The following is a 26,248-nucleotide window of genomic DNA, read 5'->3' as shown; positions in this document are numbered from 1 at the left end:
CGAATCGAAGAAGGTGGAATCGTGGCCGAAGCCAAGGGCGCACCCAAGCTCTACGCCCAGCTCATCTCGTCCGCACCCGGAGCGTTCCTCGCCAAGCAGTTCGGTCTGCCACAGCCCGAGAAGCTCCGGCGCTACCAGCCCGGCGAGCCCCCGCTCCCCGGCCCCGTTCTGCTCGGCGGCAACGGCCGCCTGGTCGAACCGATCCGCAACCTCCTGAGCGACTACACGTTCGCCGAGCCGTCCGACACGAAGTTCGGCGCACTCGTCTTCGACGCTACCGGCATCACCGACCCCGCGGGCCTCGAACAGCTCTTCACGTTCTTCCAGCCCTCCCTGCGCAATCTCGCCCCGAGCGGCCGCGTCGTCGTCCTCGGCACCACGCCCGAGGAGGCCGGGTCGGTCGACGAGCGCATCGCCCAGCGCGCCCTCGAGGGCTTCACGCGCAGCGTCGGCAAGGAACTGCGTCGCGGTGCCACCGTGCAGCTCGTCTACGTCTCGCCGGAGGCCGCGACCGGCCTGTCCGGCGTGGAGTCGACGCTGCGCTTCCTGCTCTCGGCGAAGTCGGCCTTCGTCGACGCCCAGGTGATCCGCATCGGTGAGGGCGACGCCACCGCCCCCGAGTCGTGGGAGCGCCCGCTCGCCGGCAAGGTCGCGGTCGTCACCGGGGCGGCCCGCGGCATCGGCGCGACGATCGCCGAGGTGCTCGCCCGCGACGGCGCGACGGTCGTCGCTGCCGACGTCCCCGCGGCCGGCGACGCGCTGACCCAGACCGCCAACAAGGTCGGCGGCACCGCCTTCGCGCTCGACGTCACCGCACCCGACGCCGGCGAGAAGCTCGCCGCGCACCTGCTCGAGCGTCACGGCGGCGCCGACATCATCGTCCACAACGCCGGCATCACCCGCGACAAGCTGCTCGTCAACATGGACGCCGATCGCTGGAACGCCGTGATGGCCGTGAACCTGATCGCCCCGCGCAAGATCACGGACGTGCTCGTCGAGAAGGGCGCGCTGAAGGAGGGCGGCCGGGTCATCGACGTGTCGTCGATCGCCGGTATCGCCGGTAACCGCGGCCAGACCAACTACGGCGCCTCGAAGGCCGGTGTCATCGGTCTCGTCCAGGCGACCAGCGAGGCGCTCGCCGACAAGAAGATCACCGTCAACGCAGTCGCTCCGGGCTTCATCGAGACCGCCATGACGGCCGCGATCCCGGTCGCCACCCGCGAGGCCGGCCGCCTGATGAGCTCGCTGCAGCAGGGCGGCGAGACCGTCGACGTCGCCGAGACCGTCGCATGGTTCGCGAGCCCCGCGTCGAGCGCCGTGACCGGGCAGGTCGTGCGCGTGTGCGGCCAGTCCATGCTGGGGGCGTAGATGGCACGGATCGAACTGTCCTCGCTGCCGTCGACCTTCGACATCTACAGCCGGGCCGTGCTCGGGACGCTGCCCGTGGTGGGCGCGTCGGGCGACAGCCTGCCCGACGACGTCCTGGTCCTGCGGTCGCTGAAGGTCGATCCCGACGATCTCGCCGAGTACACCAAGGTGTGTGGGCTGCGGTTCGGCGACAGCCTGCCGCTGACCTATCCGTTCATCCTCACGTTCCCGCTCGTGATGAAACTGATGGTGTCGAAGGGCTTCCCGTTCGCTGCCGTCGGTTCGGTGCACGCCGAGAACGTGATCGAGCAGTTCCGGCCGATCTCGGTCACCGAGCCGCTCGACATCGCGGTGCACGCGGAGAACATGCGCGAACACCGCAAGGGGCTGCTGGTCGATCTCGTCAGCGAGGTCAACGTCGGACGCGAGTTGGTGTGGCGGCAGACGTCGACCTTCCTGCACCAGCAGCGCACGTCGCTGTCGGGTCAGCCCAAGCCGGAGCCGAAGGAGGAGGAGATTCCCCTGGTCCCCACCTCCACGTTGCGGGTCGACCAGAAGGTCATCGACCGCTACGCGGCGGTCTCCGGTGACCGCAACCCGATCCACGTCTCGACTTTGGGCGCCAAGGCTTTCGGATTCCCGAAGACCATCGCCCACGGCATGTGGAGCGCGGCGGCCACCCTGTCGGCGGTCGAGGGGCGGATCCCCGGCAAGGTGACCTACGCGGTGCGGTTCGGGAAGCCGGTGCTGCTGCCGTCGTCGCTGAGCCTGTATGCGCAGCACGTCGCCGACGGATGGGATCTGGCACTGCGGCATCCGAAGAAGCAGTACCCGCACCTGACCGCCACGCTGCGGTAGGGCGGGGAACCACCGAGACTTCGGGCGGGGCGGGACGCGATGGGGGCGTTCCGCCCCGCCCGAACCCTTGGGGGCGAATAGTTTTGTCGCCGTGGTGTTCCCGGCGAGAAGGATCAGTGCATCTGGTCGGAACGCTTGCGTCCCGCGAGACCGCGCCAGGCCAGGTTCTCGAGCAGATCCGCAGCCTGCTGCACGTCGATCTCACCGCCGGCGATGCGGTCGGCGACGGCCTCACCGGCACCGACGAGCGCGACCGCCATGATCGTGAAGTTCGTGTCGGGTTCCGGATCGCGCGTGCTCGATTCGAGCAGATGCGCGGTGAGTTCGATCAGCCGGTCGCGGCTGCCCTGCACCTGGGGCGCGAAGGCCTGCTGCGACAGCGCCTGACGGTAGAGGACCATCCACGACGGCCGGTGCTCGTCGACGAAGCCGAGGAACGACTCGAGCGCGACCCGCAGTTGTTCACGCGGGGCGAGGGTGGGGTCGCCCGCCGGTGTGAGCGCCTCCACGAACCGCTGCCCCTCGCGGGCGATGCACGCCGCGAACAACTCGTCCTTCGACCCGTAGTACAGGTAGAGCATCGGCTTCGAGATCGACGCCCGCGCCGCGATGGCGTCCATGGACGTGTTGTGGAAACCGTGCTCGGAGAACACTTCGACGGCGGCGTCCAGCATCTGTTGCTCGCGGACCGCACGCGGCAGTCGCTTGGTTCCGCCCGCCATGACTCCTCCCGGACTCCTCGAATGAAGTTCTTACTCTACGGTAGGAAGCCTACGGTCGAAGCAACCTGCGACATTTCAGCAGTCCAGAGCGCCCTTCGCGCGTGTCACGGTCCGCACCGACTCGTCGACCCATTCCGGTGAGAGCGTGCCCTCCGCGACGACCTGCTCGAGATGATCGAGCACGGCGGGCACCTCGTCGGTGGTCAGCCACAGTGCCTGGTTCACGCCCGCCACCATCGCGGCCTCGACGGCCTCGGTGATGCCGTAGGTGTCGGTGATCGCGCGCATCCCCGACAGGTCGTCGGTGAAGATCACGCCACCGAAGGCAGGGCCGCCGTAGGCACCCGAGCGGAGCAGATCCACCGCTGCCGGGCTGATGCTCGCGGGCAGCCCGCCGGTCAGGCCCGGAACGTCGAGGTGGCCGAGCATGACGCCCACCTCGGGCGAGACCAGGCTGCGGTACGGCACGAGATCGCTCTGCTGCAGCTGCTCGATCGGCGGGGTCGTCACGGCACCGGTGTGCGAATCACCGGAGGCCGAACCGTGGCCCGGAAAGTGCTTGAGTACCGGCATGATTCCCGCGTCGATCAGTCCCCGCGCATAGGCGCCGGCGTACTGCGTGACGACCTCGGGATCGTCGGAGAACGAACGGTCGCCGATGACGGAGTCGTCGGGCTGGCTGCTCACGTCGACGTCCGGTGCGAAGTCGACGGTGATGCCCAGCGACTTCAGTTCCTGTCCACGTTCGAACGCCATCCGGTAGGTCTCGTCGACCGTCATCGTCTGCGCCGTCACCCGCGCGGACGGATCGGGGCCGAACAGGTCGCCCACGCGCGACACGCGGCCGCCCTCCTCGTCGATCGTGACCATGAGCGGCAATGCGCTCTGCGCGGCCACCTGCGGCACGAGACCGTCGGTGAGCATCGACGCGTCGGTCCAGCTGCCGATGAAGATGCCGCCGATCTGCTCGGATTCGACGATGGCCTGCGCGTCTGCGGCGCTCGTGACCCCGACGTTGAGCAACTGGGCGAGCTTCTGCCGCAGCGTCAGCCGGGCGAGCAGATCGTCGCCGCAGGTCGCCGACGTCGCAGCTGCGGTCGCCTCGGTGGTCGTGGCGGTCGCGGTGGTGGTGGACGAGGCGGTCGCCGAGCTCGACGTCGCCTCGACCGGGTCGTCGCCGCCCGAATCGGACGAACCGCATCCCGCGGTGGTGAGGGCGACCGCGAGCACGGCGGCGACAGTGTGACGGATCCGCATGGTGCCGACGGTAGCGGACGAACCTCGGAGACCCACAGCTCGAACCTCCCCCAGGGACGCTCCGGCAGGTTAAGGTGCACCCGAGCATCCGAATCCGACCCAGGGGGTACGCGGTGGGCGCAGATCTGATCCTCATCGCCTACGACGGTTCCGAGAACTCGAAGCGTGCCGTGCAGTATGCGGGTCGTTTCCTCGAGTCGTGCCGCGCCGTCGTCGTCACCGCCTGGGAGCCGATGGTCCGGCAGGCCGCCCGCATGTCCGGCCTGTCCGGGGTCATGCAACCCGACTGGGTGCCCGACGAGGACAGCGAGGACGTCGCCCTGTCCGACGCGCGCATCACCAACGACGAGGGCCTCGAGCTGGCCCGCTCGACAGGTCTGCACGCCGAGGGCCGCACTGTCGAGGTCGTCAACGCGGTGTGGTCGGCGATCATCGAGGCCGCCGACGAGCTGGACGTCGACATCATCGTCACCGGCACCCGCGGCACCACCGGTCTGCGGTCGCTGCTGCAGTCGTCGGTGGCCGATCACGTGCTCCGGCACAGTCACCGGCCGGTCCTGATCGTGCCGCCGGGGCGCTGACGCCCCGTACCGGGTCACCGGCGCCGGGTGCGGGCAGGGATATTGTCGATCCACCATGGACGGATTCCTGCTCTCGCGCGCCGAACGCTCGGTGCACGCCACCGGCACCCGCCGGTTCTTCGACGACGTCCACTCCGCCACGCAGGCACTCCGCAGCGGCAAGGCGACGATCGTCGTCGGTGCACTGCCGTTCTCGCGGCACCGTCCGGTGGCCCTCGCGCAGCCCGACGACGTCGAGATCACCGACGGCCCGTGGCAGGCCCCGTCCGACCTGTCGGACCTGCCGCCGGTGCGGATCTCCGCCGAACTGCCGCTGCCCCGCGTGCACGTCGAGCGGGTGCGCCGGCTCGTGGAGCAGCTGTCCCTCGGGGAGATGGAGAAGGTCGTCGCCGCCCGGCGGGTCGCGCTCGAGGCCGACGAACCCCTCGACCCGCTCGCTCTCGCAGCCCGCATGATCGAACGCCATCCCGACGCGGCGACGTACGCGCTGGACCTGAGCGCGGCGGGCGAACGCTATTGGGGGCACACGCTGGTCGGCGCGACCCCCGAACTGCTCGTGAGCCGGCGCGGCGACACCGTCACGTGCCGTCCCCTCGCCGGGACCGCCGCCCGCCGGGCCGATCCGGACGAGGACCGCCGCGCCGGTGAGGACCTGCTGACCTCGGACAAGAACCTCACCGAGCACGGTTACGTCGTCGACTGGATCCGCACGCGGTTGGCCCCGCTGTGCAGCGACCTCGACATCCCCGACAAGCCCGAGCTCACCGCGACACCCGACGTCTGGCATCTCGCCACGCCGATCACCGGCACCCTCCGCGACGCCGGCACCGACGCGCTCACCCTCGCCCACGTCCTGCATCCCACCCCGGCCGTGGCGGGCACCCCCACGGAGGCCGCGCTGGACGCGATCGCCCGGGTCGAGGGCGACCGGCGCTTCTACGGCGGCGCGGTGGGCTGGTGCGACGAACAGGGCGACGGCGACTGGTTCGTCGCCATCCGGTGCGCGGAGCTCAGTTCCGACGGCCGACGCGCCGTGGCCTGGGCCGGAGGTGGCATCGTGGCCGATTCCGATCCCGTCGCCGAGCTCGACGAGACCACCGCGAAACTGCGCACGCTGCTCGGCGCGCTGGGCGTGTAGCGCACCGCCGCGACGGTGAAGATCGACTCGGAGGCTCGCACCGTCCGCCGACGCCTGCCGGGGTGATAGTTTGGCGCGGACCGATAGACAGCGTGGCGGCCGGCGATGACTGCCTGCGTCACTGGAGATGGGGAGACGGAATGGGGAAGTTCCTGGGACCGGGCCTGGGTAGCGTGGTCGTCGGTGCCGTACTCGGCGCCGTGGCGGTCTTCGGAGTGACGGCCGCTGTGCAGGAGAATTCGCGCCCTCAGATCGATCGCAGTGGCAACGCCGATTCGTCCCTCCTGAACCAGGTTGAGTACGGCAGCCGCTGACGGCGCCGGCAACGCTTCGAGTTCACGCACGTACCGAGGCGAGACGGAGCTCCCGTCCGCCGAACCGCTGTCCCGCCGGTGGCTGTACGCAGTCACCGCGGTGGCGGTGGTCCTGTCTTTCGCCCAGGTTCCGGGCCTGGTCGTCGCCGACACCAAGTACGACCTGACGCAGAACCCGATCGGCTTCCTCACGCGCGCCGCTCACCAGTGGAGCAGTGTGGCGCCGCTCGGGCAGGTGCAGAACCAGGCGTACGGCTACTTCTTCCCGCACGGCTCGTTCTTCGCCGCGGGACAACTGCTGCACATCCCCCCGTGGATCACCCAGCGGGTGTGGTGGGTGCTGCTGCTCGTCGCCGGATTCTGGGGCCTCGTCCGCCTCGCCGAAGCCCTCGGTATCGGGAGCCGTAGCTCCCGCCTGATCGCGGCGACGGTGTTCGTGCTGTCCCCGCGCGTCCTCACGACGCTCGGTTCCATCTCGTCGGAAGCACATCCGATGATGCTGGCGCCGTGGGTGCTGCTGCCGCTGGTGCGGTATCTGAACACGCAGAATCCCGGCTCGGCCCGCCGGCTCGCCGCGCAGTCCGCCGTGGCGGTGGCGCTCATGGGCGCGATCAACGCGGTCGCGACCGCCGCGGCCTGTCTCGTCGCGGCCCTGTGGTGGGCCGCGCACCGCCCGAACCGGCGCTGGTGGCGTTTCACGCTGTGGTGGCTGCCGCTGTGCGTCGTCGCGGTGACCTGGTGGATGGTGCCGCTGCTGCTGCTCGGGCGCGTCAGTCCGCCCTTCCTCGACTTCATCGAATCGTCCGGTGTCACCACCGAATGGACGTCGCTCGCCGAGGTGCTGCGCGGCACCAGCAGCTGGACGCCCTTCGTCTCCCCCGAACGCATCGCGGGCGCCGTGCTCGTCACGCAGCCCGCCGCCGTCCTCGTCACCGGCGCCCTGGCGGCGGCCGGCCTCGCCGGTCTCGCGATGCGGTCGATGCCCGCGCGCGGTCGCTTCACCCTGATCCTCGTGGTGGGTCTCGTCGGCATGGGCGTCGGTTACGTCGGCCAGCTGGACTCGCCGTTCGCCGAGCAGGTCCGGTTGTTCCTCGACACCGCCGGTGCGCCGCTGCGCAACGTCCACAAGCTCGAACCGCTCGTGCGACTGCCGATCGTGCTCGGGATCGCGCACCTGCTGCGTGCCGTGCCCCTGCCCGGATCGGTGCCGTGGACGCGTGCCCGGAACGCCTTCGCGCATCCCGAACGCAATCCGATGGTCGCGGTGACGACACTGATCCTCGTTGCGATGACGCTCGCGACGTCGCTCGCGTGGACCGGACGGCTCGCTCCGCGCGGCGCCTACGACGAGGTCCCCGATCACTGGCACGCCGCGGCGGCCTGGCTCGAGGACAACACGAGCGAGCGCGGCGAACGCGCCCTCATCGTTCCCGGCGCGCCGTTCGGCAGCCAGATGTGGGGGCTCACCCGCGACGAACCGCTGCAGGCACTCGCGTCGACGCCGTGGGCCGTGCGCGACGCCGTCCCGCTCGTGCCGCCCGGCGCCATCCGTGCCCTCGACGCCGTGCAACGCGACATCGCCGACGGCCGCCCGTCCGACGGTCTCGCTGCGACCCTGCGCGGCCAGGGCATCGGCTTCCTGGTGGTGCGCAACGACCTCGATCCCGACACCTCCCCCGCCGCGCGACCGGCACTCGTGCACCGCGCGCTCGACGGTTCGCCGGGCATCGAGCGGGTCGCCGAGTTCGGTGACGACATCGTCTTCGACAACCCCGAGGACTTCGTCACCGACGCCGACCTGCGACGGGTCTATCCGGCCGTGGAGATCTACCGCGTCGCCGAGCCGGCCGCGGCACCCGTCGGCCCCTATGTCGTGGAGGCCGCCGACGTGCCGGTCGTGCAGGGTGGCCCCGAGGCGCTGCTGCGCCGCAACACCGCGCAGCCCGAGTTCGTCGGTCCCACACTCCTCGCTGCCGACGCGGCCCGTGCGGGTCTGCCCGTCGACGAGGTGACGATCACCGACACCCCGACGGACCGCGAGACGGACTACGGACAGGTCGACCATCATTCGTCGACGATCCGCACGGCCGACGACCCGCGCCGCACCCACAACGCCGTCCCCGACTATCCGGTGCCCGACACCGAACTCGTCCGGGCCGAGTGGGAGGGCGCCCGCGTCAGCGTGTCGAGCGCGGCGTCGGATGCCACCCAGCTCGGCGGCACGTCGGTGGCGAGCAGCCCGGCCGCGGTGGTCGACGGCGACCCGACGACCGGTTGGCACAGCAACGGTCTCGAATCGGCGGTCGGCCAGTGGCTGCAGCTCGACCTCGACCAACCGATCGAGGCGGGTCTGCTGCACCTGACGACGAGTTCCGGTGCCCTCGGCGATCCGGTCAAGTGGCTCGAGGTGTCCACCGACCGGGGCAGCACGGCGGTGCGCGTCGACAAGCCGGGACGCGAACAGACGGTCGCGCTGCCGCTGGGCACCACCTCATGGATCCGCATCACATCGGTGCACACCGAACGCGGCACGGTCGGCAACCAGTTCGGTCTCACCGAGGTGGTCGTCGAGGACTTCACCGACCGGAACGAGCCGCGCCCGATCGACATCCGTCGCCGAATCGTGGTGCCGGGCCCGGCCGAGGACGCCGCGGTGCGCGGATGGCAGCTCGGACAGGAGTTCCCCGGTCGCGGCAGTTGTGTCGACACCGACGACCGCGTGCGCTGCGCGCGCGGACTTGCCACCTCCGCCGAGGAACCCGGCATGTTCACCCGCACCCTGGACGTGCCGCAGGAGACCTGGGTCCGCCCGGAACTGCTCCTGCGCGCGCGTCCCGGGCCGGCGCTCGAAGATCTCGTGGACCGCTCGGATCGGGTCGTCGCGCGCGGTGACGCCGACGTCGTCGACCTGCAGGGCTCGGCCTTCGCCCTCACCGACGGTGATCCGCGGACGTCGTGGACCGCGGAGGAGAGCTCGCTCGAAGCGGGTGCGCCGCGGCCGTCGCTCACGCTGGAGCTGCCCGAGGAACAGCGCGTCACGGGGCTGGACATCAGGGCGGCGCTGGGAGCGCTGCCGGTCGCGCCGTCGCGGGTCGCGGTGAATCTCGGCAACGGACCGCAGGTGCGCGAACTCGACGGTGACGACACGATCGTCGACCTGACCCCGCACGTCACGGACCGGATCGAACTCACCGTGGTGCGTTGGCGCGACACCCTCGACCGCACCGTGCTGGGTTTCTCGAAACTCAGCCCGCCCGGGCTCGCCGAGGTGTCGGTGCTCGGCGACGACGGGCCGATCGGAGCACAGGGATCCGTCTACGACGAGACGGTGACCGTCGACTGCGAGCGTGGACCCGTCGTGGAGATCGACGGGCGCACCTATCGCACATCGCTCACCGCGCGGGTCGCAGATCTCGCGGCGGGCGTGGAGGTTCCTGCGACGCTGTGCGACACCGACGTCGTCGGCATGAACCCGGGCCGGGTCGACATCGACGTCGATCCCGGTGCGGCCTTCGTCGTCTCGGGCCTGCGGCTCGACGTCCCCGGTTCCGGTGCGCCCGTCGCGGAGCCGACGGAACTCGACAAGGGCCGTTGGACGGAGAACCTGCGCGAAGTGACCGTTCCGGCGGGCGACGAGGACCGGCTCGTGGTGGTGCCCGAGAGCACCAACGTCGGCTGGGTGGCCCGCACCCCGGACGGTGCCGTGGCGACGCCGGTCGTCGTGGACGGCTGGCAGCAGGGCTGGATCGTGCCGGCCGGTCCGGAGCAGACGCTGACCCTCGAGTTCGCGACCGACCGCTGGTACCGGCTCGGGATCTTTGGCGGGTTGCTGTTGCTCGTCCCGTTGTTCGCGGCGGCCGTGTGGCCGCGGCGGCGCGTCGACGATCCGGGTCCGATGCCGCGCACCTGGGGTTCGTCGGTTCTCGCACTGGCGGGTGTGCTGGTCGCCGCGACGCTCCTCGCGGGATGGGTCGGTGCCGCCGTCGCGGTCGCCGGCGCGGCGGGGATCGGTGCGCTCGCGGTGCGCCGCGGCCCCGTCGTGGCGTCGCGCGTGCTCGTGGGCACCGCGGGCGGCGCGACGATGCTGGCGATGGCGCTGCTGTCCACCGGGCCGTGGCGATCACCCGACGGATATGTCGGGCACTCGTTCCTGATTCAGTTCGCGGCGCTCGTCGGCGTGGTCGCGGTGGGTCTGGCGGCGGTGCCGCGCCGGGCCTTGTCCCAGCGGTGGAAGGCGGCACGCGCCGGCTCCTCGACGAGGGCGTAGCTGACGGACGCGACGGCCAGGCTCAGCACGACCGTCACCGTCAGCACGAACCAGAAGTGCCCCGCGAAGGCCGGGATCCCGAAGACGGGGAAGACGATCGACAGCACCGCGAGGTGCCAGATGAACACGCCGTACGACCACCGTCCGACGGCCAGCGCGGCCGGGCTCGCGAGGACACGGTGCTGCCGGCGCGGCGCGAGCGTCAGCGGGGCGAGCAGCGCGAAGCTCATGATCGCGCCCAGGGCGATCTTGGCGAGGTATTCGGTGGGTGCGAGATCGGTGAGCGTCTCCGGTCCGGCCAGCGGGGTGGCCGCGGCCGCGAAGGCGGCGACGGCGATCGCTCCCATCACCGTGCGTCGCGCCGCGAGCCGGTGCATCCACGTCTCGGGTCCGGTGACGAGTTCGGCGAGGATCATGCCCGCCGCGAACCAGGGCAGGTAGCCGGGCAGCCAGTTGGTGTGGTTGATGTGGTCGGGGGTGCCGACCGGAACCCACGCCCACAGCAGCGACAGTCCGCTCACGGCGAGCAGCAGCGGGACGCGGTAGCGGGCGGCGTCCCCGCGCAGCCCGCTCGCCGCCAGGGCGAGCAGCGGCAGCACGAGATAGAAGGCCACCTCCACCGACAGGCTCCACATCTGGGTGAGCCCCTCGGTGAGGGTCAGTGGGACGAACACTTGCACGAGCGCGAGATTCGACCACCACACCGTCGCGCCGCCGCCCGCGCCGGGCAGCAACCACAGCACCAGGATCACGACGGTCCAGTAGGCGGGGAGGATGCGGGTCGCGCGGGAGAGGAAGTAGCGGGTCGTCGAGGGGGACGGCCCCAGCGCGCGGGCCGCGGCGGCGTGCGGACGCCACAGCAGGAAACCGGACAGGGCGAAGAACAGGGCGACGGCGAGGTCGAACCGCGCCCACACCCGGCCGATCAGCGGGTCGTGCACTGCGCCGGTCTGGAACGCGACGTGGGTGATCAACACGCCCACCGCGGCGAAGCCGCGCATCCCTTCGAGTGCCGGAAGGAATCCGCTCATGCTGCGGTTCCGGTCGGTGGTGGTGGTCATCGGGCACCAGTGTGCCGTGTCGCGGTAGCGGCGGACAGAGCAGGATCATCCGGAACGGGACGATCCCGGCAACGACGAAGATCGACTACGGATCCGTCCCAGCGGTGAGCGGGCGCGCATATTGCCATACCGGGCTGTTAGTGTCTGAGCTCACGTGGTGTTCGCGGGCCGGATGCCAGGCGATCCGTGCAGCCCTGCTGCTGCCGGTGGGGGTACTCGATGACGACCGTTGAGTGAGGAGAAAGCATGGCTGAGCGTTCGAGCTCCGGCCGGATACTGGCAATGATTCTGGTGGGCCTGGGGGCCTTCCTCCTGGTGATCGCGATTCTCGTGCCGACGTACACGCTCGGGAAGCTGAGGACGACACCGCTCGATCTCGAGGTGACCACGGTCGCCGAGGGCACGGGCGACATCCTCAACTCCCGCCAGCTGCTCGCCGGCAACGCGCAGGTCGATCGCGACGTGCCGATCGTCGCGCAGCGCTTCGTCACCGTCGAGGATCCCTCGGACGCCGAGGTCATGACGCTGCAGGCCGGCCAGACCGTGCGACGACTCGACATGCAGGGGGACACGGGCCTGGTCTCGGCCGTCGTCGACCGCGTCACGATCGACCGGAAGACCTCCATGCCCGTCTCGGAGGAGGAGTTCCCGGATCGCGTGAGCACGATCCAGGTGAACGCCGACAAGCCGCCGGTGGAGATCGACAACCGCGAGGGACTGCAGTACAAGTTCCCGTTCGACGTCCAGCAGGAGTCGTACCCGTACTACGACATCAACGCTCGCGACAACTTCCCCATCGACTTCGTCGGTGAGGAGGAGATCAACGGCATGAAGGTCTACCACTTCAGCCAGGAGATCGGCCCGATCGACCTGTCGAAGGCCGACCGCGAGGTCCCGACCTACAAGCTCAGCCTGCCCGCCTCCACCTGGGGTGTCGGTGAGGGCGACGAGCCCATCACGATGACCCGCTGGTACAACAACACCCGCGACCTGTGGGTCGATCCGGTTACCGGCGTCGTCGTCAAGGGCCAGGAGCAGCAGGACCAGTACTACGCCCGCGAGGCCGACAAGCCCGAGGTGACCGTTCTGAACGTGACGCTCCCGTTCAACGAGGAGACGATCGAGTACCAGATCGAGCAGGCCAAGGACGGCCAGGACACCATCTCGCTGTTCGGCCGCACCCTGCCGATCATCCTCGGCATCCTCGGCGTCATCCTGCTGATCGTCGGCTTCGTGCTCGGCCTGCGCGGCGGCGGCAACCGTCGTCCGGCCACCGCGACCGGCGGTCCCGCTCCGGCAGGCCCGGCCACGACCACGGTCGGCCCGGCGCATTCGGCCGGCGCGCAGCGCGATCACACCGACGACCGCACCGAGGTCATCCCGCGTCAGACCGATCCGAACGCGCAGCAGCGCGATTGGACGACGGATCAGACGCAGGAGATCCCGCGCACCGATCTGCGCAAGCCTCCGACGCAGGAGTGATCGTCCGGTAGACGAACCGAGCCGCCCCTCACCGATCCCGGTGGGGGGCGGTTTCGTTCGTGGGTCACTCGTCGGTGGACGGGGTCGCCGCCTCGTCCGTGGACGACCGGGTCGCGCCGGCACCGCGCAGAGCGAGCACCGCGACCACTGCGGCCGTCGCGGCGGCCACACCGACGGCGACCGCGATGAACTGCCGCAGGGTCGACGCCACCGTGAACATCAGCACCGCCTCGAAGGCGAGGCCCGCCCATGCGACGAGCGCGAGATGGGTGCGTTCCCCGGCGATCGCCGACAGCAACGCCCCCTGCAGGACGGCCAGACACGCGCCCTGCAGCGCGAACAGCCACAGCAGCGACTGCACCGGCCCGTAGGCATCGCCGACCAGCATCGGGACGATCGGTGCGCAGATCGCCGCACCGGCGACGAGCACCGCGCCGATCGCGACGAGGACGGTGAGCGCCGACCGCACTGCGGCCGCCGACTGGGCGGGATTCGCCATCCGCGGATAGAGCACCACACCGACCGCCTGCGGCAACCAGAAGGCGACCTTCGTCGCCACCGCCCCCAGCGCGTACAGGCCGGCCGAATCGGGGTCGAGCAGCATGCGGGCGAGCAACAGATCGAGCGACGTGAGCGCGATGAGGGCCAGCTGCACCTGGGAGGCACGCAGCACCGCCCCCGCGGTCGGGACCGGTTCCGTCCGTCCACCCGACGTCCGGCCCACGAGCACACTCGCGGCCAGCGCGACCGCACCCGTGCCGAGCGCCCCGGCGAACAGCGCGGCACCGGGGCCGCCCCCGACGGCGAGCACCGCGACGGCCGGCACCACCTTCGCGATGCCGGCTCCGGCCAGGACCACGCTGAGCGCCGCGAACCTGCCCCGGCCCTGCAGCAGACCCTGTTCGGCGGCGAGGAGGACGAGCAGCGGCGCGGTGACGAGCGATCCGAACGCTCCCCCGACACTCGTGTCGAGCGCCCACGCCACGACGGGCACGAGAAGCATCGCGACGACGAAGGCGAGCACGGCGCAGCGGTAACCGAGACGGCGCAGCGCCGCGGCGCCGGTGCCGTGCACGGCCTCCCGGGCGACGACCGTCTGCAACGCCAGCGCCGGCACGGCGAGGACGAGCTGCGCGGCGAGCAGGCTCGCGAACTCGCCGTATCCGGCGGGCCCGAGCCAGCGTCCCGCCGGCAGGTGCAACAGATAGGACGCGAGGTTCGCGGTCATCGCGCCGACCGTCACCAGTGTCATACCGGCGACGGCGGTTCCCGTCGTCGACCCACGAGTGGTCTCGGTGCCCGTCGTCGAACCACGAGTGGTCTCGGTGCCCGTCGTCGAACCACGAGTGGTCTCGGTGCCCTCCGACGCGGGTCGGGGTGTTCGCGGCATCCGCTCATCCTCCCATCCGGAACGACACCGTATTCTGCCGCCATGTCCCGCCCGGAGTCGTCCCGCATGTCCACGACGGCGGCTCTCCCGGCGGTCTGGTCCCTCGTCCTCACGGTCGCGGTGTTCGGCCCGTTCCTCGTCTCCCCCGGCTACCTGCTCTTCCGCGATGCGGTGAGCACTCCCCGATCGTTCCTCACCGACTCCGCCCTCGGTCTGTCCGACGCCGCCGCCCGTGCGGTGCCGCAGGACGCCCTGCTGGCGTGGGTGAGCACCGTCGTCGACGGTGGTGTCGCGGTCACGGCGCTGCTCGTCGCGTCGTTGTGGGCGGCGGGATGGGGCGCGGCACGGCTGGTCGCGGTGGTGCTGCCGACGAGCGGAACCGGCGCCCGGCTCGTCGCGGCGACGGTCGCGATCTGGAATCCCTATGTCGCCGAGCGGCTGCTGCAGGGGCACTGGAGTCTGCTCGCCGGATACGCCGCGCTGCCGTGGACGATCTGCGCGGCCGTCGCGATCCGGCGACGCAGGCGCGGTGGGTGGGCGTCGCTCGCGGTGTGCCTGGCCGCTGCGGGACCGACCCCGACCGGCGCCCTGCTGGCGATCGTGACGGCCTGCGCCGTCCTCGTCGCCCCCGGTGGACGGACGCGGGTGTCGCCGCGCGTGGGCGGCGCGCTCGCGCTGGGTGTCACGGTGTCGTTGCCGTGGCTGGTCGCGACGGCGCTCGCCGGTGGCGGCACCGAAGCGGACCCGGCCGGAGTGCGCGCGTTCGCCGCCCGGGCCGAACCGCTGCTCGGCACGATCGGTTCGGTGGCGGGACTCGGCGGGATCTGGAACGCCGAAGCCGTCCCCACCTCGCGCACCACGGCATGGGCGCTGATGGGCACCCTGCTGCTGCTGGCGGTGGTGGCGTGCGGGGTGCCGGCGTTGTGGCGGCGACGCAGGAATCCGGTGATCGTCGCGGTCGTGGTGCCCGCTGTCCTCGCGGTGCTCGCCATCGCCCTCGCCGCGACCGGCCCGGGCCTCGCCCTCGGCGAATGGGCGATGGTGAACGTGCCCGGCGCGGGACTGCTGCGCGACACCCAGAAGTGGGTCGCGTGGGCGATGCCCGCCTACGCGCTCGCCGCGGCGGCCGGCACGACCGTCCTCGCGCGGCGCTTCGCGGCGCCCGAACCGGTGTGGGCGACGGCCGCGATCGCCGCCGTGCTGGTTGCGCTGCCGGACCTGGTGTGGGGTGTGGGCGGGCAACTGCAACCCGTGCGCTATCCGTCGGGCTGGGAGAGGGTCTCGCAGATGGTCACGGCCGACGACGGCGACGTGGCGGTGCTGCCCGCGGGCATGTTCCGGGTCTTCGACTTCTCCGGGCCCGTACCGGTGCTCGATCCGTCCCCGCGCATGCTGCGCGCCGACGTCCTGCAGACCGGAACCCTGATCGTCGCCGAGGGCAGTGTCGCCGGGGAGGGTCGTCGCGCGGAGGACGTCGAAGCTCTGCTGTTGTCCGGCGCGGACCCGAGTGCGCTCGCCGCGCGCGGGGTGGGCTGGGTGCTCGTCGAGCACGGCACGCCGGGCGAACTCGGTGACGCGCAGAGCACACTCGACGCGCTCGAGACCGCTTATCAGGACGAGGATCTGAGCCTGTACCGGGTGGAAGGAGTCACCTCGACTCCGTCACCGAACCGCGCCCTGGCGATCGGGACGCACGTGGTGTGGCTACTGGTACTGGCCGGCGGCGCTGGCTGCGCGCTCGGGCAGCGGGTCGGCGAGCGTCGACGGCTCGTCGGCGCGCGGGAACAGTCCTGAGACGGTGTGCCCGAAGGTCGTGACGGACAGGACCTCGTGCACGCCCTCCCCCGTGGCCTCCCACGAGAACTCGCCGGCGCGGATGCGGGCCTTGTTGCCGAGCTGACGACGACGGTCGGCGTCGGCGAGCAGATCGGCGACGGCGGCGGTCAGTTCGGCGGGTGAGTCCACGAGCACACCGGTCACGCCGTCGATGATCGAGTCGGTCAGTCCCTTGGAGCTGCGGTAGCCGATGGTGGGCACACCGTGCTGGGCGGCCTCGACCACCGCGAGACCCCACCCCTCCTTGCGCGAGGGCATCACGTGAACCCAGGCGCGGGAGAGCAATTCGTGCTTGCGCTGCTCGTCGACGTGGCCGTGGTAGGTGACGGCGTCGCCGATGCCGAGTTCGGCGGCCGCATCGCGGAGGTTCTGCTCCCACCAGCCACCGCCGATGACGTCGAGATGCAGACCCGGGACGGTGCCGCGCAACGCCGCGACCGCGGCGAGGGCGTCCTCGATCTGCTTGTGCGGCACCAGCCTCGAGAGCACGCACACGCTCGGGTGGGCCGTGCGCGTGTCGTCGCCACCCACCGCGACACCGGCGGGGACGGCGTCGACACCGTTGCGGACCACGGCGATCCGCTCCCGGTCGACGCCGAGAGCGCGCAGCTCGTCGGCGGACGGAAGGGAGACGGTGAGGTACTGATTGCGGCGGTGCACACGCGGCGACAGCGACGACTCGATCCACCAGCCGAGCTTGGCCATCAGCCTGCCCGCGACCGGCCACTGCTCGCGGTGGCAGTGGTGCACGAGCACCGTGACAGGCGCGCCGGCGACGAGCCGGGCGAAGAACGGGATGCCGTTCTGGGTGTCGATGACGGCGTCGGGACGGATACCGGCGAGGGGGCCGACACCGAATCTGCCCGCGAGGATCGCGGCGAGCGCGCGGGGATAGACGGTGAGCCGTCCCCCGCCGCGGCTGACGGTGATGCCGTCGATCCGGTCGCGCTCGGGAGCTCCGGGATAGGAGGCGGTCCTCAGGACGACGCGGACGCCGCGCGCCGCGAGTTGTGCCCCGACCTGTTCGAGATACCGCTCGCTGCCACCACCCTGCGGATGCCCGCTATCGCGCCAGCAGAGCAGCAGAACCTCCCGCACGCGGTGACCCCCTGTATGTCGACTCGACCACCCGGCCGGGCAGATGTGACTCGAACGATGACAGGGACACAGTAGCGGGTGCCGGTCGGCGACAGGTGAGGGACGAGTGCGAGGCCCGCACTAAGGTGACTGGACGTGCCATCGACGACCCGACCCCGCACCGACGTGACCCGGCTGTTCGCCCGCCGCGCCACACTGCGCCGCTCCGTGGGGTTGCTCGGCAGCTTCCGGTTCGAGCAGACGGCACCCGAGAAGTTCTACGGCGGTCTCGCGCGCGACACCGTCGACCTCATCGGCGATCTCTACACGGGTCTGACCGGCGCCGATCTGACGGGCACCACGGTCGTCGACGTCGGCGGCGGACCGGGCTACTTCGCCGACGCGTTCACCGAGGTGGGTTCGCGCTACGTGCCGATCGAGCCCGACCCGTCGGAGATGCACGCCGCCGGCCTGCAGGTGGGCGGCGCGATCCGCGGCTCGGGCCTGGCACTGCCTCTGCGCACCGGATCGGTGGACGTGTGCTTCTCGTCGAACGTCGCCGAACACGTCCCGACGCCGTGGGTGATGGCCGACGAGATGCTGCGCGTCACGCGGCCCGGCGGACTGATGGTGTTGTCGTACACCCTGTGGTGGGGGCCGTTCGGAGGGCACGAGACCGGCCCGTGGCACGCCTTCGGCGGCGAGTACGCGGCCCGGCGTTACGCCCGCAAACACGGCAGGGAGCCGAAGAACCGGTACGGGGTGTCGCTGTTCGATGTCGGCGCGACCGACGGTCTGCGCTGGGCACGTTCGACACCCGACGGTGAACTGCTCGCGGCCTTCCCCCGCTACCACCCGAACTGGGCGTGGTGGCTCGTGAACGTGCCCGGCGTCCGGGAGTTCCTCGTCAGCAACCTGGTCCTGGTCCTGCGGCGACGCTGACCCGTCGCTTAGTGTCGTCGCCATGACCGCATTGGCCCTGGACGTCGGCGGCACCAAGCTCGCCGCGGCCGTCGCCGCCGACGACGGCACCCCGCTCGAAGCCCGATCCGTGCCGGTCCCCCGGAAGGACGTGTGGGGCGCGTGCGCGGGACTGCTCCGGGAGGTCGCCGAGATCGGTGAGGGACCGGTGACCGCCGTGGGGATCGCCGCGGCAGGACCGGTCGACACGAACGCCGGGACGATCTGCCCGATCAACATCTCCGAGTGGAGTTCCGGCTTCGCACTCGTCGACGCCGTGCGTTCGGTGTTCCCCGACGCCCGCGTCGATCTGGTGATGGACGGCGCGGCCGCGACCCTCGCCGAACAGCGCTTCGGAGCCGGCCGCGATGTCGCCGACCTGCTCGGGGTCGTGCTCGGCACCGGTATCGGCGGCGGTCTCGTGCTCGGCGGCCGGATCGTGCGCGGCCGCACCGGGAACGCCGGTCACATCGGGCACGTCGTCTCGCCCTACGGCACGACGGTGTGCGCGTGCGGCGGCGTCGGCTGCATCGAGACCGTGGCGAGCGGCCCGTCGGCGGTGCGCTGGGCCCGCGCCCACGGCTGGGAAGGCCCCGACGGTGTCGCGCTCGCCGCGGACGCTGAGGCCGGGGTCGGCGTCGCCGCCGCGGCACTCGAGCGGGCGGGAACGGCACTGGGCCAGGTCATCGCGTCGGCAGCAGCCCTTGTGGATGTGGGACGCGTGGTCGTCGGCGGTGGCTTCGCGCAGTCGGGCGGGCACCTGTGGCGGCCGATGCTGGCGTCGGCGGCCCGGCACGCCCGCCTGCGGTTCGTGCAGGACCTGCAGATCGTCCCCGCCGAACTCGGCGCCCTGGGCACCCTCACCGGCGCATCGATCGTCGCCGCAGGTCACGACTGGATAACCTGACCCGGCACACCGGGCTTTCCGGCCTACCCTGAGGACCACATCGGAGTCCCGGCGGAAACCGGTGGCGGGCCGCCGGGATGCTCTGCGAGCAGATCGGCGGTACCGGATGCGGATTGCTGACATTTTGCGGAACAAGGGTTCGGCGGTGCACACGGTCGGGCCCGACACCACGGTGTGCGAGCTCATCGGCGACTTCGCGCGGTTCAACATCGGCGCGATGGTGGTGTGCGAGGGCAAGACCGTCGCCGGGATCGTCACCGAACGCGACGTCGTACGCGCCCTCCACGAACGCGGACCGTCGATCCTCGCCGCCCCGGCACACGAACTGATGTCCCGGACGGTGACGACCTGCCTGCCCACCGACTCGGTCGACAGTCTCGCCGAGACGATGACCGAACAACGGATCCGGCACCTGCCGGTCGTGGTGGACGCTCAGCTGGTCGGGATCGTCAGTATCGGCGACGTGGTCAAGAGCCGCATCGACGAACTACAGACCGAACGCGACCAGCTCGCCTCGTACATCCACGATGGTGGATGACCTGTCGTTCCACGACGGCAGCTGAGAACTGATCAGTTCTCGCCGGTCGCGGCGTCGTCGGGAGCGGTGTCCCCGGGGGCACTCTCCTCGGTGGCGCTCGGGCGGTCGAGGATGCTCACGCTCATGCCGTAGGGCAGGAACCGCACCGAGCGTCGCGGGTCGGTGTTGCCCTTGAGCGTGCGCAGCGCGTCGAGTTCGGTGCGATGGACCTGGTCGACGTGGGCCACACCGTCGTCGTCGGTGGTGTAGACGACCCAGACGCCGTCGCCCTTCTCGCCGGTGGTCTCGGGCCGCGGCTGCGTGCGCGTCGGCGCCACCGGCGGCTCGAGGAACGAGAAGATGCGGTCCTTCAGTTCCCGCAGTTCCTCACCGGCTTCCCGCACCACGCGGTCGAGATCTTCGGGATCGAACCCGAACGGATTGTTCTCCGCCATGTCATGTCTCCTGACCGTTGGGCACCCTCCAGTGTGGTGACGGTCGCCGATTCGCGCCACCCGACTCCTCCCCCGCCCTACTGTGCAGCCGAGGGAGGAAGGAGACATCCATGGTGAACGACACGGATCTGCAACACCTGCGGCGGTGCGTCGAACTCGCGGAGGAGGCGGTCGCGGCCGGCGACGAGCCGTTCGGGTCGGTGCTCGTCGACGCGGACGGCACGGTCCTGGCCGAGGACCGCAACCGTATCGCCGGCGGCGACCGCACCCGGCACCCCGAGTTCGCACTCGCGCGATGGGCGGCCGAACATCTCGAACCCGACCGGCGTGCCACCGCCACCGTCTACACCTCCGGTGAGCACTGCCCGATGTGCGCGGCCGCGCACGGCTGGGTCGGCCTGGGGCGGATCGTCTACGCGGCGTCCTCCGAACAACTCGTCCGGTGGCTGGGTGAGATGGGCGTGCCGGCGGCACCGGTCCGTCCGCTGCCGATCCGCGAGGTCGTGCCGGATGCCGTCGTCGACGGGCCCGTTCCCGAACTCGAACAGGAGATCCGCCTGCTGCACCGGCGCTGCCACCTCGGGGAGTGAGGCCGTCCGGTCCCATTCGATCTGGTGACCCTCTGGCCTCAGGCTGTAACGTGTTCTAGTGTTCGGGGTCACAGCACCGCGGCGCGCTCGACGGCCGCGCGATCCGAGACGTGAGCACACAGCAACGGATGAGGAAGACATGACCGACTACGACAAGTTGTTCATCGGCGGCGAATGGGTGGCACCGTCGACCGACGAGAGACTCGAGGTGTTCTCCCCCGCCACCGAGGAGCGCGTCGGCTCCGTGCCGGTCGCGGGACCGAAGGACGTCGACGCCGCGGTCGCCGCCGCCCGGCGTGCCTTCGACGACGGGCCGTGGCCGCGCACGTCGCCGGCCGAACGCGCCCAGGTACTCGCCAAGGCCATATCGCTCATCGAGCAGCGCAACGACGAGATCGCCGGCGTCATCGCCTCCGAACTCGGACAGCCGGGCCCCTCCGTCCAGATGGTGCAGATGACCCCGGCCCTGGGCACGCTGAACTACTATGCCGGACTGGCGGACTCGTTCAACTGGGTCGAGGAACGGACCGGGTCCTTCGGCCGCACCCGAGTCACCCGCGAACCGGTCGGCGTCGTCGCCGCCGTCATCGCGTGGAACGTGCCACTGTTCCTGTGCGCCAACAAGATCGCACCCGCACTGCTCGCCGGATGCTCGGTGGTGCTCAAGCCCGCACCCGAGGCTCCGCTGGCCGTGAACCTCATCGCCGAGATCTTCACCGAGGCAGGCCTTCCCGAAGGTGTGCTGTCGGTGGTTCCGGGCGGCGCCGAGACCGGCGAGAACCTCGTGTCCCATCCCGACATCGACAAGATCACCTTCACCGGTTCGACCGCGGTGGGCAAGCACATCGGCGAGATCGCAGCACGCAACCTCAAGCGCTGCTCGCTCGAACTCGGCGGCAAGTCCGCGGCCATCGTCCTCGAGGACGCCGACCTCGACTCCACCATCGCCATGCTCGTGATGTCGGGGCTGATCAACACCGGTCAGGCATGTGTCGGCCAGACGCGCATCCTAGCTCCGCGCTCCCGCTACGACGAGGTCGTCGAGAAGGTCGCCGGTGCAACCGCATTCTTCCCCGTCGGCCCTCCCGGCGACGAGGCCGCGCAGATCGGTCCGCTGATCTCCGCCAAGCAGCGCGACCGCGTCGAGGGCTACATCGCCAAGGGCAAGGAAGAGGGTGCCCGCGTCGTGATCGGCGGCGGCCGTCCGGCGCACCTCGACAAGGGTTACTTCGTCGAGCCGACGATCTTCGCCGACGTCGACAACTCGATGACGATCGCCCGTGAGGAGATTTTCGGTCCCGTGCTGTGCGTGCTGCCCTACGACAGCGTCGACGAGGCCGTGAAGATCGCCAACGACTCCGACTACGGCCTCGCCGGTTCGGTGTACACCACCGACATCGAGAAGGGCCTCGAGATCGCGTCGCGTGTGCGCACCGGAACGTACGGAATCAACTGGTACGCATTCGATCCCGGTTCGCCGTTCGGCGGGTTCAAGAACTCGGGCATCGGGCGTGAGAACGGCCCCGAAGGACTCGAGGCGTTCTGCGAACTGAAGTCCGTGCTCTACCCGCCCGGCTACGAGGGCTGATCCCCGACGACGAGGGGGAGGATATGTGCGTTCTCGACGGAGAACTCGCACATATCCTCCCCCTCGTTCGTGTTTCGGGAGGACGCGACCTCAGATGTACATCGCGGGATCGATGTACGTCGTCGGATCCACGAGCGGTTCGTGCTTCTTGCGGGACCGGACGGTCGCGGGGATACCAGTGGCGATCGAATCCTCCGGCACGTCGTGGGTGACCACGGCGTTGGCGCCGATCGCGCTGTCGTCGCCGATCACCACCGGGCCGAGGACCTTCGCCCCCGCCCCGACGGTGACACGGTTGCCCAGCGTCGGATGACGCTTCTCCTTCGCCAGCGACCGGCCGCCGAGCGTCACGCCGTGGTAGAGCATCACGTCGTCGCCGATCTCGGCCGTCTCACCGATGACCACGCCCATGCCGTGGTCGATGAAGAAGCGCCGGCCGATGGTCGCGCCGGGGTGGATCTCGATGCCGGTGAGGAACCGGGTGAACTGCGCGAGGATCCGCGCGGGTCCCTTCAGGGCGGGCACCTGCCACATCCGGTGCGCGATGCGGTGCGACCAGATCGCGTGCAGCCCCGAATAGACGATGGCGTTCTCCGCGTCGCTGCGCGCGGCCGGGTCGTGGCCGCGCGCCGACTGCAGATCCTCCCGGAGAGTGTGCAGGATCCCCACGACGGCGATCAGTCCCGGATGTGCTCGAAGAGCGGGGTGGAGATGTAGCGCTCGCCGAAGTCGGGAACGACGACGACGATCAGCTTGCCGACGTTCTCCGGACGCTTCGCGATCTCGAGTGCGGCCCACACGTTGGCGCCGGCCGAGATGCCTCCGAGGATGCCCTCGTCGGTGCCCAGGCGGCGGGCGACCTCGATGGCGTCGTCGAACTTCACGTCGACGATCTCATCGTAGATCTCGCGGTCGAGGACCTCGGGCACGAAGTTCGCGCCGATGCCCTGGATCTTGTGGGGGCCGGGCTCACCGCCGGTGAGGATCGGCGAGTCGGCGGGCTCGACACCGACGACCTTCACGTCGGGCTTGCGGTCCTTGAGGGTGCGGCCGACACCGGTGAGCGTGCCACCCGTGCCGATGCCCGCGACGAAGATGTCGACGGCACCGTCGGTGTCGTTCCAGACCTCTTCACCGGTGGTGCGCTCGTGGATCTCCGGGTTGGCCGGGTTGCCGAACTGGCGGGCCAGGATGGCATTCTCGGTGTTCGCGACGATCTCCTCGGCCTTCGCGACGGCACCCTTCATGCCCTCGGAGCCGGGGGTGAGGACGATCTCGGCGCCGTAGGCGCGGAGCATCACGCGACGCTCGGTCGACATCGTCTCGGGCATCGTGAGGATGACCTTGTAGCCGCGCGCAGCGCCGACCATGGCGAGCGCGATACCGGTGTTGCCGGAGGTGCCCTCGACGATGGTGCCGCCGGGCTTCAGCTCACCGGACTTCTCGGCGGCGTCGACGATCGCGACACCGATGCGGTCCTTGACGCTGTTGGCCGGGTTGTAGAACTCGAGCTTCGCGGCGACGGTGGCGCCGGCTCCCTCGGTCAGACGGTTGAGCTTGACGATCGGGGTCCGTCCGACCAGCTCGGTGACGTTGTCGTAGATCCTGCTCATGCTCGATCCTCCTCATGGCCACACACGGCGGCTCGGGTCGCGGTCTCGGTCTATTGCACCATTTCGCCGTCATCGGACGACTCGGCGGGCCCATCGATGTACGAACGTATCCGTACGCCGTCGTTATTCCCCGGCGAGTCGGCGTGTCGTCGCCCGGCCCGGCCTCGACGGGTTCGTGCCCCGCGAGATTTCGGACCGGCTCGACCGGGTTTGCCCGGCCACCGAGCACGGGTAGCCGACCATATGAGTCGTCACGATCTTCCCGTCCCCGATTACAACGAACTGGCGCCGGGCACGCTCGCGCCGAGGATCCGTGCACTCGACGAAGCACAGTGGACGATCACCCCCCGCTACGGCACGGTGTCGCCGAACAGACGCCGAAACGCGGAAGACCCTGACTAGACCGAACACCGAACACCGAACACCGAACACCGAACACCGAACACCGACCCGAGCATCCGAGCATCCGAGCATCCGAGCATCCGAGCAAGGAGACGACCGTGGTCGACTTCAACAGAGTCGTGCAGAACGCGAGCCGAGTCGTGGAGAACGCGAACAGGGCGATCGACGACGCCGGTCGCTCGGTGGGCGGATTCGTCCGGCGCGCCGTCGACCGGCCCGTCGACGCTCGGAAACCGCAGACGGTGACCGTCGCGGCTCCGCGCGCACAGGTCATGCAGTTCTGGCGCGATCCCGAGAACCTGAGCAGAGTCTTCGGCGACCACGTCCGGGTGGAGACGGTCGAAGCGAACCGGCTGCGCTGGACCTGGGAGAGCCCCGGCAGGACGACGACCTGGGACACCCGCGTCGACGTCACCTCGGAAGGACTCGCGTTCGTCGGCGAGGACGCCGCGGACACCCCGGGTCCGCGCGTAGTGCTCGCGGTGTCCGACGCGCCCCGGGGCGGCACCGAGATGACCCTGCGCGCCGAGGTTCCCGTCCCCGATCTCGTCACCGGCGCCCTGACCTTCACTGCGCTCTACCGTGCGCGGGCTCTCATGCAGACCGGTGAGATCCCCACCCTGCAGGGCAGTCCGAGTGCCCGTGCATCGGAAGGAGACGCGTGATGCGAGCCCTGTGCTGGATAGGGGTGAACGAGTTGTCGGTGGAGACGGTCGACGATCCCGGCCTGGTCAACCCGCACGACGTGATCGTGGCGGTCCGCCTCACCACGACCTGCGGGTCCGATCTGCACTTCCTCGGCGGGTACCTGCCGGGGATGCGGGAGGGCGACGTGATCGGCCACGAGTTCATGGGCGAGATCGTCGACACCGGCCCGGAGGTGACGAACGTGCGGGTCGGCGACCGGGTGGTCGTGCCGTCGTTCATCGGATGCGGGAAGTGCCCGTACTGCGCCGACGGCCTGCACGCGGTGTGCGACACCACCAACCCGAACGCCGCGATGCAGCAACCCGTGCTGGGCTATCCCACCGGCGGAATCTACGGCTACACCCATCCCTTCGGCGGGTACCAAGGTTCGCACGCCGAGTACATCCGCGTGCCCTTCGGCGACGTCAACTGCTTCCAGATCCCCGACGGTGTCGGCGACGAACAGGCCCTGTTCCTGTCGGACGCGGTACCGACGGGCTACATGGGCGCCGACTTCTGCGACATCACCCCGGGCGACACCGTGGCGGTCTGGGGCGCCGGCGCCGTCGGTCTCATGGCCGCGGCAAGCGCGAAGATCATGGGCGCCGACAGGGTGATCGTGATCGACCGTTTCCGAGACCGCCTCGACCGCGCCGCGAAGAAGGTCGGCGCCGAAACCGTGGACTACGCCGAGGTCGACAGCGTCTACGAGACGCTCCGCGAGAGCACCGGCGGACGCGGACCGGACGCCTGCATCGACGCTGTGGGCATGGAGGGTCACGGAACCGGCGTCATGCAGGCCTACGACAAGGTCAAGCAGGCGCTGCGGATGGAGAGCGACCGCGCGACCTCCCTGCGCGAGGCGATCCTGTCCTGCGGCAAGGGCGGAGTCGTGTCGGTGCTCGGCATCTACGGTGTCACCGACAAGTTCCCGATGGCGGTGCTGACGAACAAGAGCTTGACCCTGCGGACGGCGCAGCAACACGGCCAGCGGTACGTGCCCACCCTGTTCGAACACGTCCTCGAGAGCAGGTTGGACCCGAGTTGGCTCATGACGCACGACCTTCCGCTCACCGACGCGGTACGCGGCTACGAGATGTTCAAGAACAAGGAGGACGACTGCCTGCGCGCGGTCTTCCGCCCCTAGGTCGTCACCGGTCGGATTTCTTCAATACGAG

General features: G+C 70.3%; 23 protein-coding genes. 15 read left to right on the top strand and 8 right to left on the bottom strand.

The window, feature by feature from the left end; all coding sequences use genetic code 11:
- Nucleotides 1-21: 21 nt before the first annotated feature.
- On the top strand, nucleotides 22-1,368 hold the full coding sequence (locus ACPCXD_RS02840; protein WP_160874094.1) for a 3-oxoacyl-ACP reductase: 1,347 nt from the start codon (nucleotides 22-24) through the stop codon (nucleotides 1,366-1,368).
- Nucleotides 1,369-2,226, top strand: a complete 858-nt coding sequence (locus tag ACPCXD_RS02835; protein WP_423658274.1) for a MaoC/PaaZ C-terminal domain-containing protein — start codon at nucleotides 1,369-1,371, stop codon at nucleotides 2,224-2,226.
- Nucleotides 2,227-2,339: 113 nt separating this feature from the next.
- Here the strand turns inward: ACPCXD_RS02835 and ACPCXD_RS02830 are convergent, their stop codons facing one another.
- Complete coding sequence (locus ACPCXD_RS02830; RefSeq protein WP_006552668.1) at nucleotides 2,340-2,948, bottom strand: TetR/AcrR family transcriptional regulator; 609 nt, start codon at nucleotides 2,946-2,948, stop codon at nucleotides 2,340-2,342.
- A gap of 75 nt (nucleotides 2,949-3,023) precedes the next feature.
- Nucleotides 3,024-4,205: a glycoside hydrolase family 3 N-terminal domain-containing protein gene (locus ACPCXD_RS02825; RefSeq protein ID WP_229565866.1), complete on the bottom strand. Its 1,182-nt coding sequence runs from the start codon at nucleotides 4,203-4,205 to the stop codon at nucleotides 3,024-3,026.
- A gap of 113 nt (nucleotides 4,206-4,318) precedes the next feature.
- Between ACPCXD_RS02825 and ACPCXD_RS02820 the strand changes: the two genes are divergently transcribed.
- The 4 genes from ACPCXD_RS02820 (at nucleotide 4,319) to ACPCXD_RS02805 (ending at nucleotide 10,505) form a co-directional block, all read left to right on the top strand.
- Complete coding sequence (locus ACPCXD_RS02820) at nucleotides 4,319-4,786, top strand: universal stress protein (RefSeq protein ID WP_016695522.1); 468 nt, start codon at nucleotides 4,319-4,321, stop codon at nucleotides 4,784-4,786.
- Nucleotides 4,787-4,841: 55 nt separating this feature from the next.
- Nucleotides 4,842-5,924 (top strand): isochorismate synthase, encoded by a 1,083-nt coding sequence (locus tag ACPCXD_RS02815; protein WP_160874098.1) that lies wholly within the window; start codon nucleotides 4,842-4,844, stop codon nucleotides 5,922-5,924.
- A 140-nt stretch (nucleotides 5,925-6,064) separates the two neighbouring features.
- The gene (locus ACPCXD_RS02810) at nucleotides 6,065-6,238 is read left to right on the top strand and encodes a DUF2613 domain-containing protein (protein WP_006552672.1); all 174 of its coding nucleotides are present in this window, start codon (nucleotides 6,065-6,067) and stop codon (nucleotides 6,236-6,238) included.
- Complete coding sequence (locus tag ACPCXD_RS02805) at nucleotides 6,219-10,505, top strand: alpha-(1->3)-arabinofuranosyltransferase domain-containing protein (protein ID WP_423658270.1); 4,287 nt, start codon at nucleotides 6,219-6,221, stop codon at nucleotides 10,503-10,505. Before ACPCXD_RS02810 ends, ACPCXD_RS02805 begins: the two co-directional genes overlap by 20 nt.
- On the opposite strand, the gene ACPCXD_RS02800 is transcribed toward ACPCXD_RS02805, so the two are convergent.
- Entirely contained in the window at nucleotides 10,394-11,566 is a 1,173-nt protein-coding gene (locus ACPCXD_RS02800) for an acyltransferase family protein (protein ID WP_088899657.1), read from the bottom strand. The genes ACPCXD_RS02805 and ACPCXD_RS02800 overlap by 112 nt on opposite strands.
- 246 nt (nucleotides 11,567-11,812) lie before the next feature.
- On the opposite strand from ACPCXD_RS02800, the gene pgfA reads away from it, so the two are divergent.
- Nucleotides 11,813-13,048, top strand: coding sequence for a cell envelope lipid trafficking protein PgfA (gene pgfA / locus ACPCXD_RS02795; protein WP_423658268.1), 1,236 nt, complete (start codon nucleotides 11,813-11,815; stop codon nucleotides 13,046-13,048).
- Nucleotides 13,049-13,112: 64 nt separating this feature from the next.
- Here the strand turns inward: pgfA and ACPCXD_RS02790 are convergent, their stop codons facing one another.
- On the bottom strand, nucleotides 13,113-14,300 hold the full coding sequence (locus ACPCXD_RS02790) for a polysaccharide biosynthesis protein (RefSeq protein ID WP_145690948.1): 1,188 nt from the start codon (nucleotides 14,298-14,300) through the stop codon (nucleotides 13,113-13,115).
- 180 nt (nucleotides 14,301-14,480) lie between these two features.
- On the opposite strand from ACPCXD_RS02790, the gene ACPCXD_RS02785 reads away from it, so the two are divergent.
- Entirely contained in the window at nucleotides 14,481-16,232 is a 1,752-nt protein-coding gene (locus ACPCXD_RS02785; RefSeq protein ID WP_423658266.1) for an MmpA family trehalose lipid delivery protein, read from the top strand.
- On the opposite strand, the gene ACPCXD_RS02780 is transcribed toward ACPCXD_RS02785, so the two are convergent.
- Entirely contained in the window at nucleotides 16,143-17,372 is a 1,230-nt protein-coding gene (locus ACPCXD_RS02780; protein ID WP_229565874.1) for a glycosyltransferase family 4 protein, read from the bottom strand. The two genes, ACPCXD_RS02785 and ACPCXD_RS02780, sit on opposite strands and share 90 nt — an antisense overlap.
- A 165-nt stretch (nucleotides 17,373-17,537) precedes the next feature.
- Here ACPCXD_RS02780 and ACPCXD_RS02775 point away from each other — a divergent pair, with 165 nt between their 5' ends.
- The 3 genes from ACPCXD_RS02775 (at nucleotide 17,538) to ACPCXD_RS02765 (ending at nucleotide 19,756) form a co-directional block, all read left to right on the top strand.
- The gene (locus ACPCXD_RS02775; protein ID WP_160874215.1) at nucleotides 17,538-18,293 is read left to right on the top strand and encodes a class I SAM-dependent methyltransferase; all 756 of its coding nucleotides are present in this window, start codon (nucleotides 17,538-17,540) and stop codon (nucleotides 18,291-18,293) included.
- A gap of 22 nt (nucleotides 18,294-18,315) precedes the next feature.
- Nucleotides 18,316-19,218: an ROK family protein gene (locus tag ACPCXD_RS02770; RefSeq protein ID WP_088899660.1), complete on the top strand. Its 903-nt coding sequence runs from the start codon at nucleotides 18,316-18,318 to the stop codon at nucleotides 19,216-19,218.
- A gap of 106 nt (nucleotides 19,219-19,324) precedes the next feature.
- Nucleotides 19,325-19,756, top strand: a complete 432-nt coding sequence (locus ACPCXD_RS02765; protein WP_172415080.1) for a CBS domain-containing protein — start codon at nucleotides 19,325-19,327, stop codon at nucleotides 19,754-19,756.
- Between the two features lie 32 nt (nucleotides 19,757-19,788).
- Here ACPCXD_RS02765 and ACPCXD_RS02760 read toward each other — a convergent pair whose 3' ends face one another.
- Complete coding sequence (locus ACPCXD_RS02760; RefSeq protein WP_423658263.1) at nucleotides 19,789-20,190, bottom strand: Rv0313 family protein; 402 nt, start codon at nucleotides 20,188-20,190, stop codon at nucleotides 19,789-19,791.
- A gap of 110 nt (nucleotides 20,191-20,300) precedes the next feature.
- Between ACPCXD_RS02760 and ACPCXD_RS02755 the strand changes: the two genes are divergently transcribed.
- Together ACPCXD_RS02755 and ACPCXD_RS02750 are read left to right on the top strand one after the other, a co-directional pair.
- The gene (locus ACPCXD_RS02755; protein ID WP_423658261.1) at nucleotides 20,301-20,780 is read left to right on the top strand and encodes a nucleoside deaminase; all 480 of its coding nucleotides are present in this window, start codon (nucleotides 20,301-20,303) and stop codon (nucleotides 20,778-20,780) included.
- 139 nt (nucleotides 20,781-20,919) lie between these two features.
- The gene (locus ACPCXD_RS02750) at nucleotides 20,920-22,368 is read left to right on the top strand and encodes an aldehyde dehydrogenase (RefSeq protein ID WP_059383777.1); all 1,449 of its coding nucleotides are present in this window, start codon (nucleotides 20,920-20,922) and stop codon (nucleotides 22,366-22,368) included.
- 90 nt (nucleotides 22,369-22,458) lie between these two features.
- On the opposite strand, the gene epsC is transcribed toward ACPCXD_RS02750, so the two are convergent.
- Nucleotides 22,459-23,037, bottom strand: a complete 579-nt coding sequence (epsC, locus tag ACPCXD_RS02745) for a serine O-acetyltransferase EpsC (RefSeq protein ID WP_085469736.1) — start codon at nucleotides 23,035-23,037, stop codon at nucleotides 22,459-22,461.
- 8 nt (nucleotides 23,038-23,045) lie between these two features.
- Nucleotides 23,046-23,981, bottom strand: coding sequence for a cysteine synthase A (cysK, locus tag ACPCXD_RS02740; RefSeq protein WP_024102055.1), 936 nt, complete (start codon nucleotides 23,979-23,981; stop codon nucleotides 23,046-23,048).
- Between the two features lie 500 nt (nucleotides 23,982-24,481).
- Between cysK and ACPCXD_RS02735 the strand changes: the two genes are divergently transcribed.
- Nucleotides 24,482-25,048 carry an SRPBCC family protein gene (locus ACPCXD_RS02735; RefSeq protein WP_160874113.1) on the top strand — a complete coding sequence of 189 codons (567 nt, stop codon included), beginning with the start codon at nucleotides 24,482-24,484 and terminating at the stop codon, nucleotides 25,046-25,048.
- Entirely contained in the window at nucleotides 25,048-26,217 is a 1,170-nt protein-coding gene (locus ACPCXD_RS02730; RefSeq protein ID WP_039585081.1) for a zinc-dependent alcohol dehydrogenase, read from the top strand. Before ACPCXD_RS02735 ends, ACPCXD_RS02730 begins: the two co-directional genes overlap by 1 nt.
- Nucleotides 26,218-26,248: the final 31 nt, after the last annotated feature.

Source organism: Rhodococcus sp. AB351, assembly GCF_049538275.1.
In the GTDB taxonomy this organism is placed as follows: domain Bacteria; phylum Actinomycetota; class Actinomycetes; order Mycobacteriales; family Mycobacteriaceae; genus Rhodococcus.
Note: the sequence above shows the minus strand (reverse complement) of the source record. Positions and strands in the feature narration are given on the sequence as shown.

What these genes read in the sequence shown, in the direction of transcription:
- ACPCXD_RS02835 (WP_423658274.1), top strand. Translation starts at nt 1,369, where the DNA reads ATGGCACGGATCGAACTGTCCTCGCTGCCGTCGACCTTCGACATCTAC.
- ACPCXD_RS02830 (WP_006552668.1), bottom strand. Translation starts at nt 2,948, where the DNA reads ATGGCGGGCGGAACCAAGCGACTGCCGCGTGCGGTCCGCGAGCAACAG.
- ACPCXD_RS02825 (WP_229565866.1), bottom strand. Translation starts at nt 4,205, where the DNA reads ATGCGGATCCGTCACACTGTCGCCGCCGTGCTCGCGGTCGCCCTCACC.
- ACPCXD_RS02815 (WP_160874098.1), top strand. Translation starts at nt 4,842, where the DNA reads ATGGACGGATTCCTGCTCTCGCGCGCCGAACGCTCGGTGCACGCCACC.
- ACPCXD_RS02810 (WP_006552672.1), top strand. Translation starts at nt 6,065, where the DNA reads ATGGGGAAGTTCCTGGGACCGGGCCTGGGTAGCGTGGTCGTCGGTGCC.
- ACPCXD_RS02800 (WP_088899657.1), bottom strand. Translation starts at nt 11,566, where the DNA reads ATGACCACCACCACCGACCGGAACCGCAGCATGAGCGGATTCCTTCCG.
- pgfA (WP_423658268.1), top strand. Translation starts at nt 11,813, where the DNA reads ATGGCTGAGCGTTCGAGCTCCGGCCGGATACTGGCAATGATTCTGGTG.
- ACPCXD_RS02790 (WP_145690948.1), bottom strand. Translation starts at nt 14,300, where the DNA reads ATGACACTGGTGACGGTCGGCGCGATGACCGCGAACCTCGCGTCCTAT.
- ACPCXD_RS02785 (WP_423658266.1), top strand. Translation starts at nt 14,481, where the DNA reads ATGTCCCGCCCGGAGTCGTCCCGCATGTCCACGACGGCGGCTCTCCCG.
- ACPCXD_RS02770 (WP_088899660.1), top strand. Translation starts at nt 18,316, where the DNA reads ATGACCGCATTGGCCCTGGACGTCGGCGGCACCAAGCTCGCCGCGGCC.
- ACPCXD_RS02765 (WP_172415080.1), top strand. Translation starts at nt 19,325, where the DNA reads ATGCGGATTGCTGACATTTTGCGGAACAAGGGTTCGGCGGTGCACACG.
- ACPCXD_RS02760 (WP_423658263.1), bottom strand. Translation starts at nt 20,190, where the DNA reads ATGGCGGAGAACAATCCGTTCGGGTTCGATCCCGAAGATCTCGACCGC.
- ACPCXD_RS02755 (WP_423658261.1), top strand. Translation starts at nt 20,301, where the DNA reads ATGGTGAACGACACGGATCTGCAACACCTGCGGCGGTGCGTCGAACTC.
- ACPCXD_RS02750 (WP_059383777.1), top strand. Translation starts at nt 20,920, where the DNA reads ATGACCGACTACGACAAGTTGTTCATCGGCGGCGAATGGGTGGCACCG.
- cysK (WP_024102055.1), bottom strand. Translation starts at nt 23,981, where the DNA reads ATGAGCAGGATCTACGACAACGTCACCGAGCTGGTCGGACGGACCCCG.
- ACPCXD_RS02730 (WP_039585081.1), top strand. Translation starts at nt 25,048, where the DNA reads ATGCGAGCCCTGTGCTGGATAGGGGTGAACGAGTTGTCGGTGGAGACG.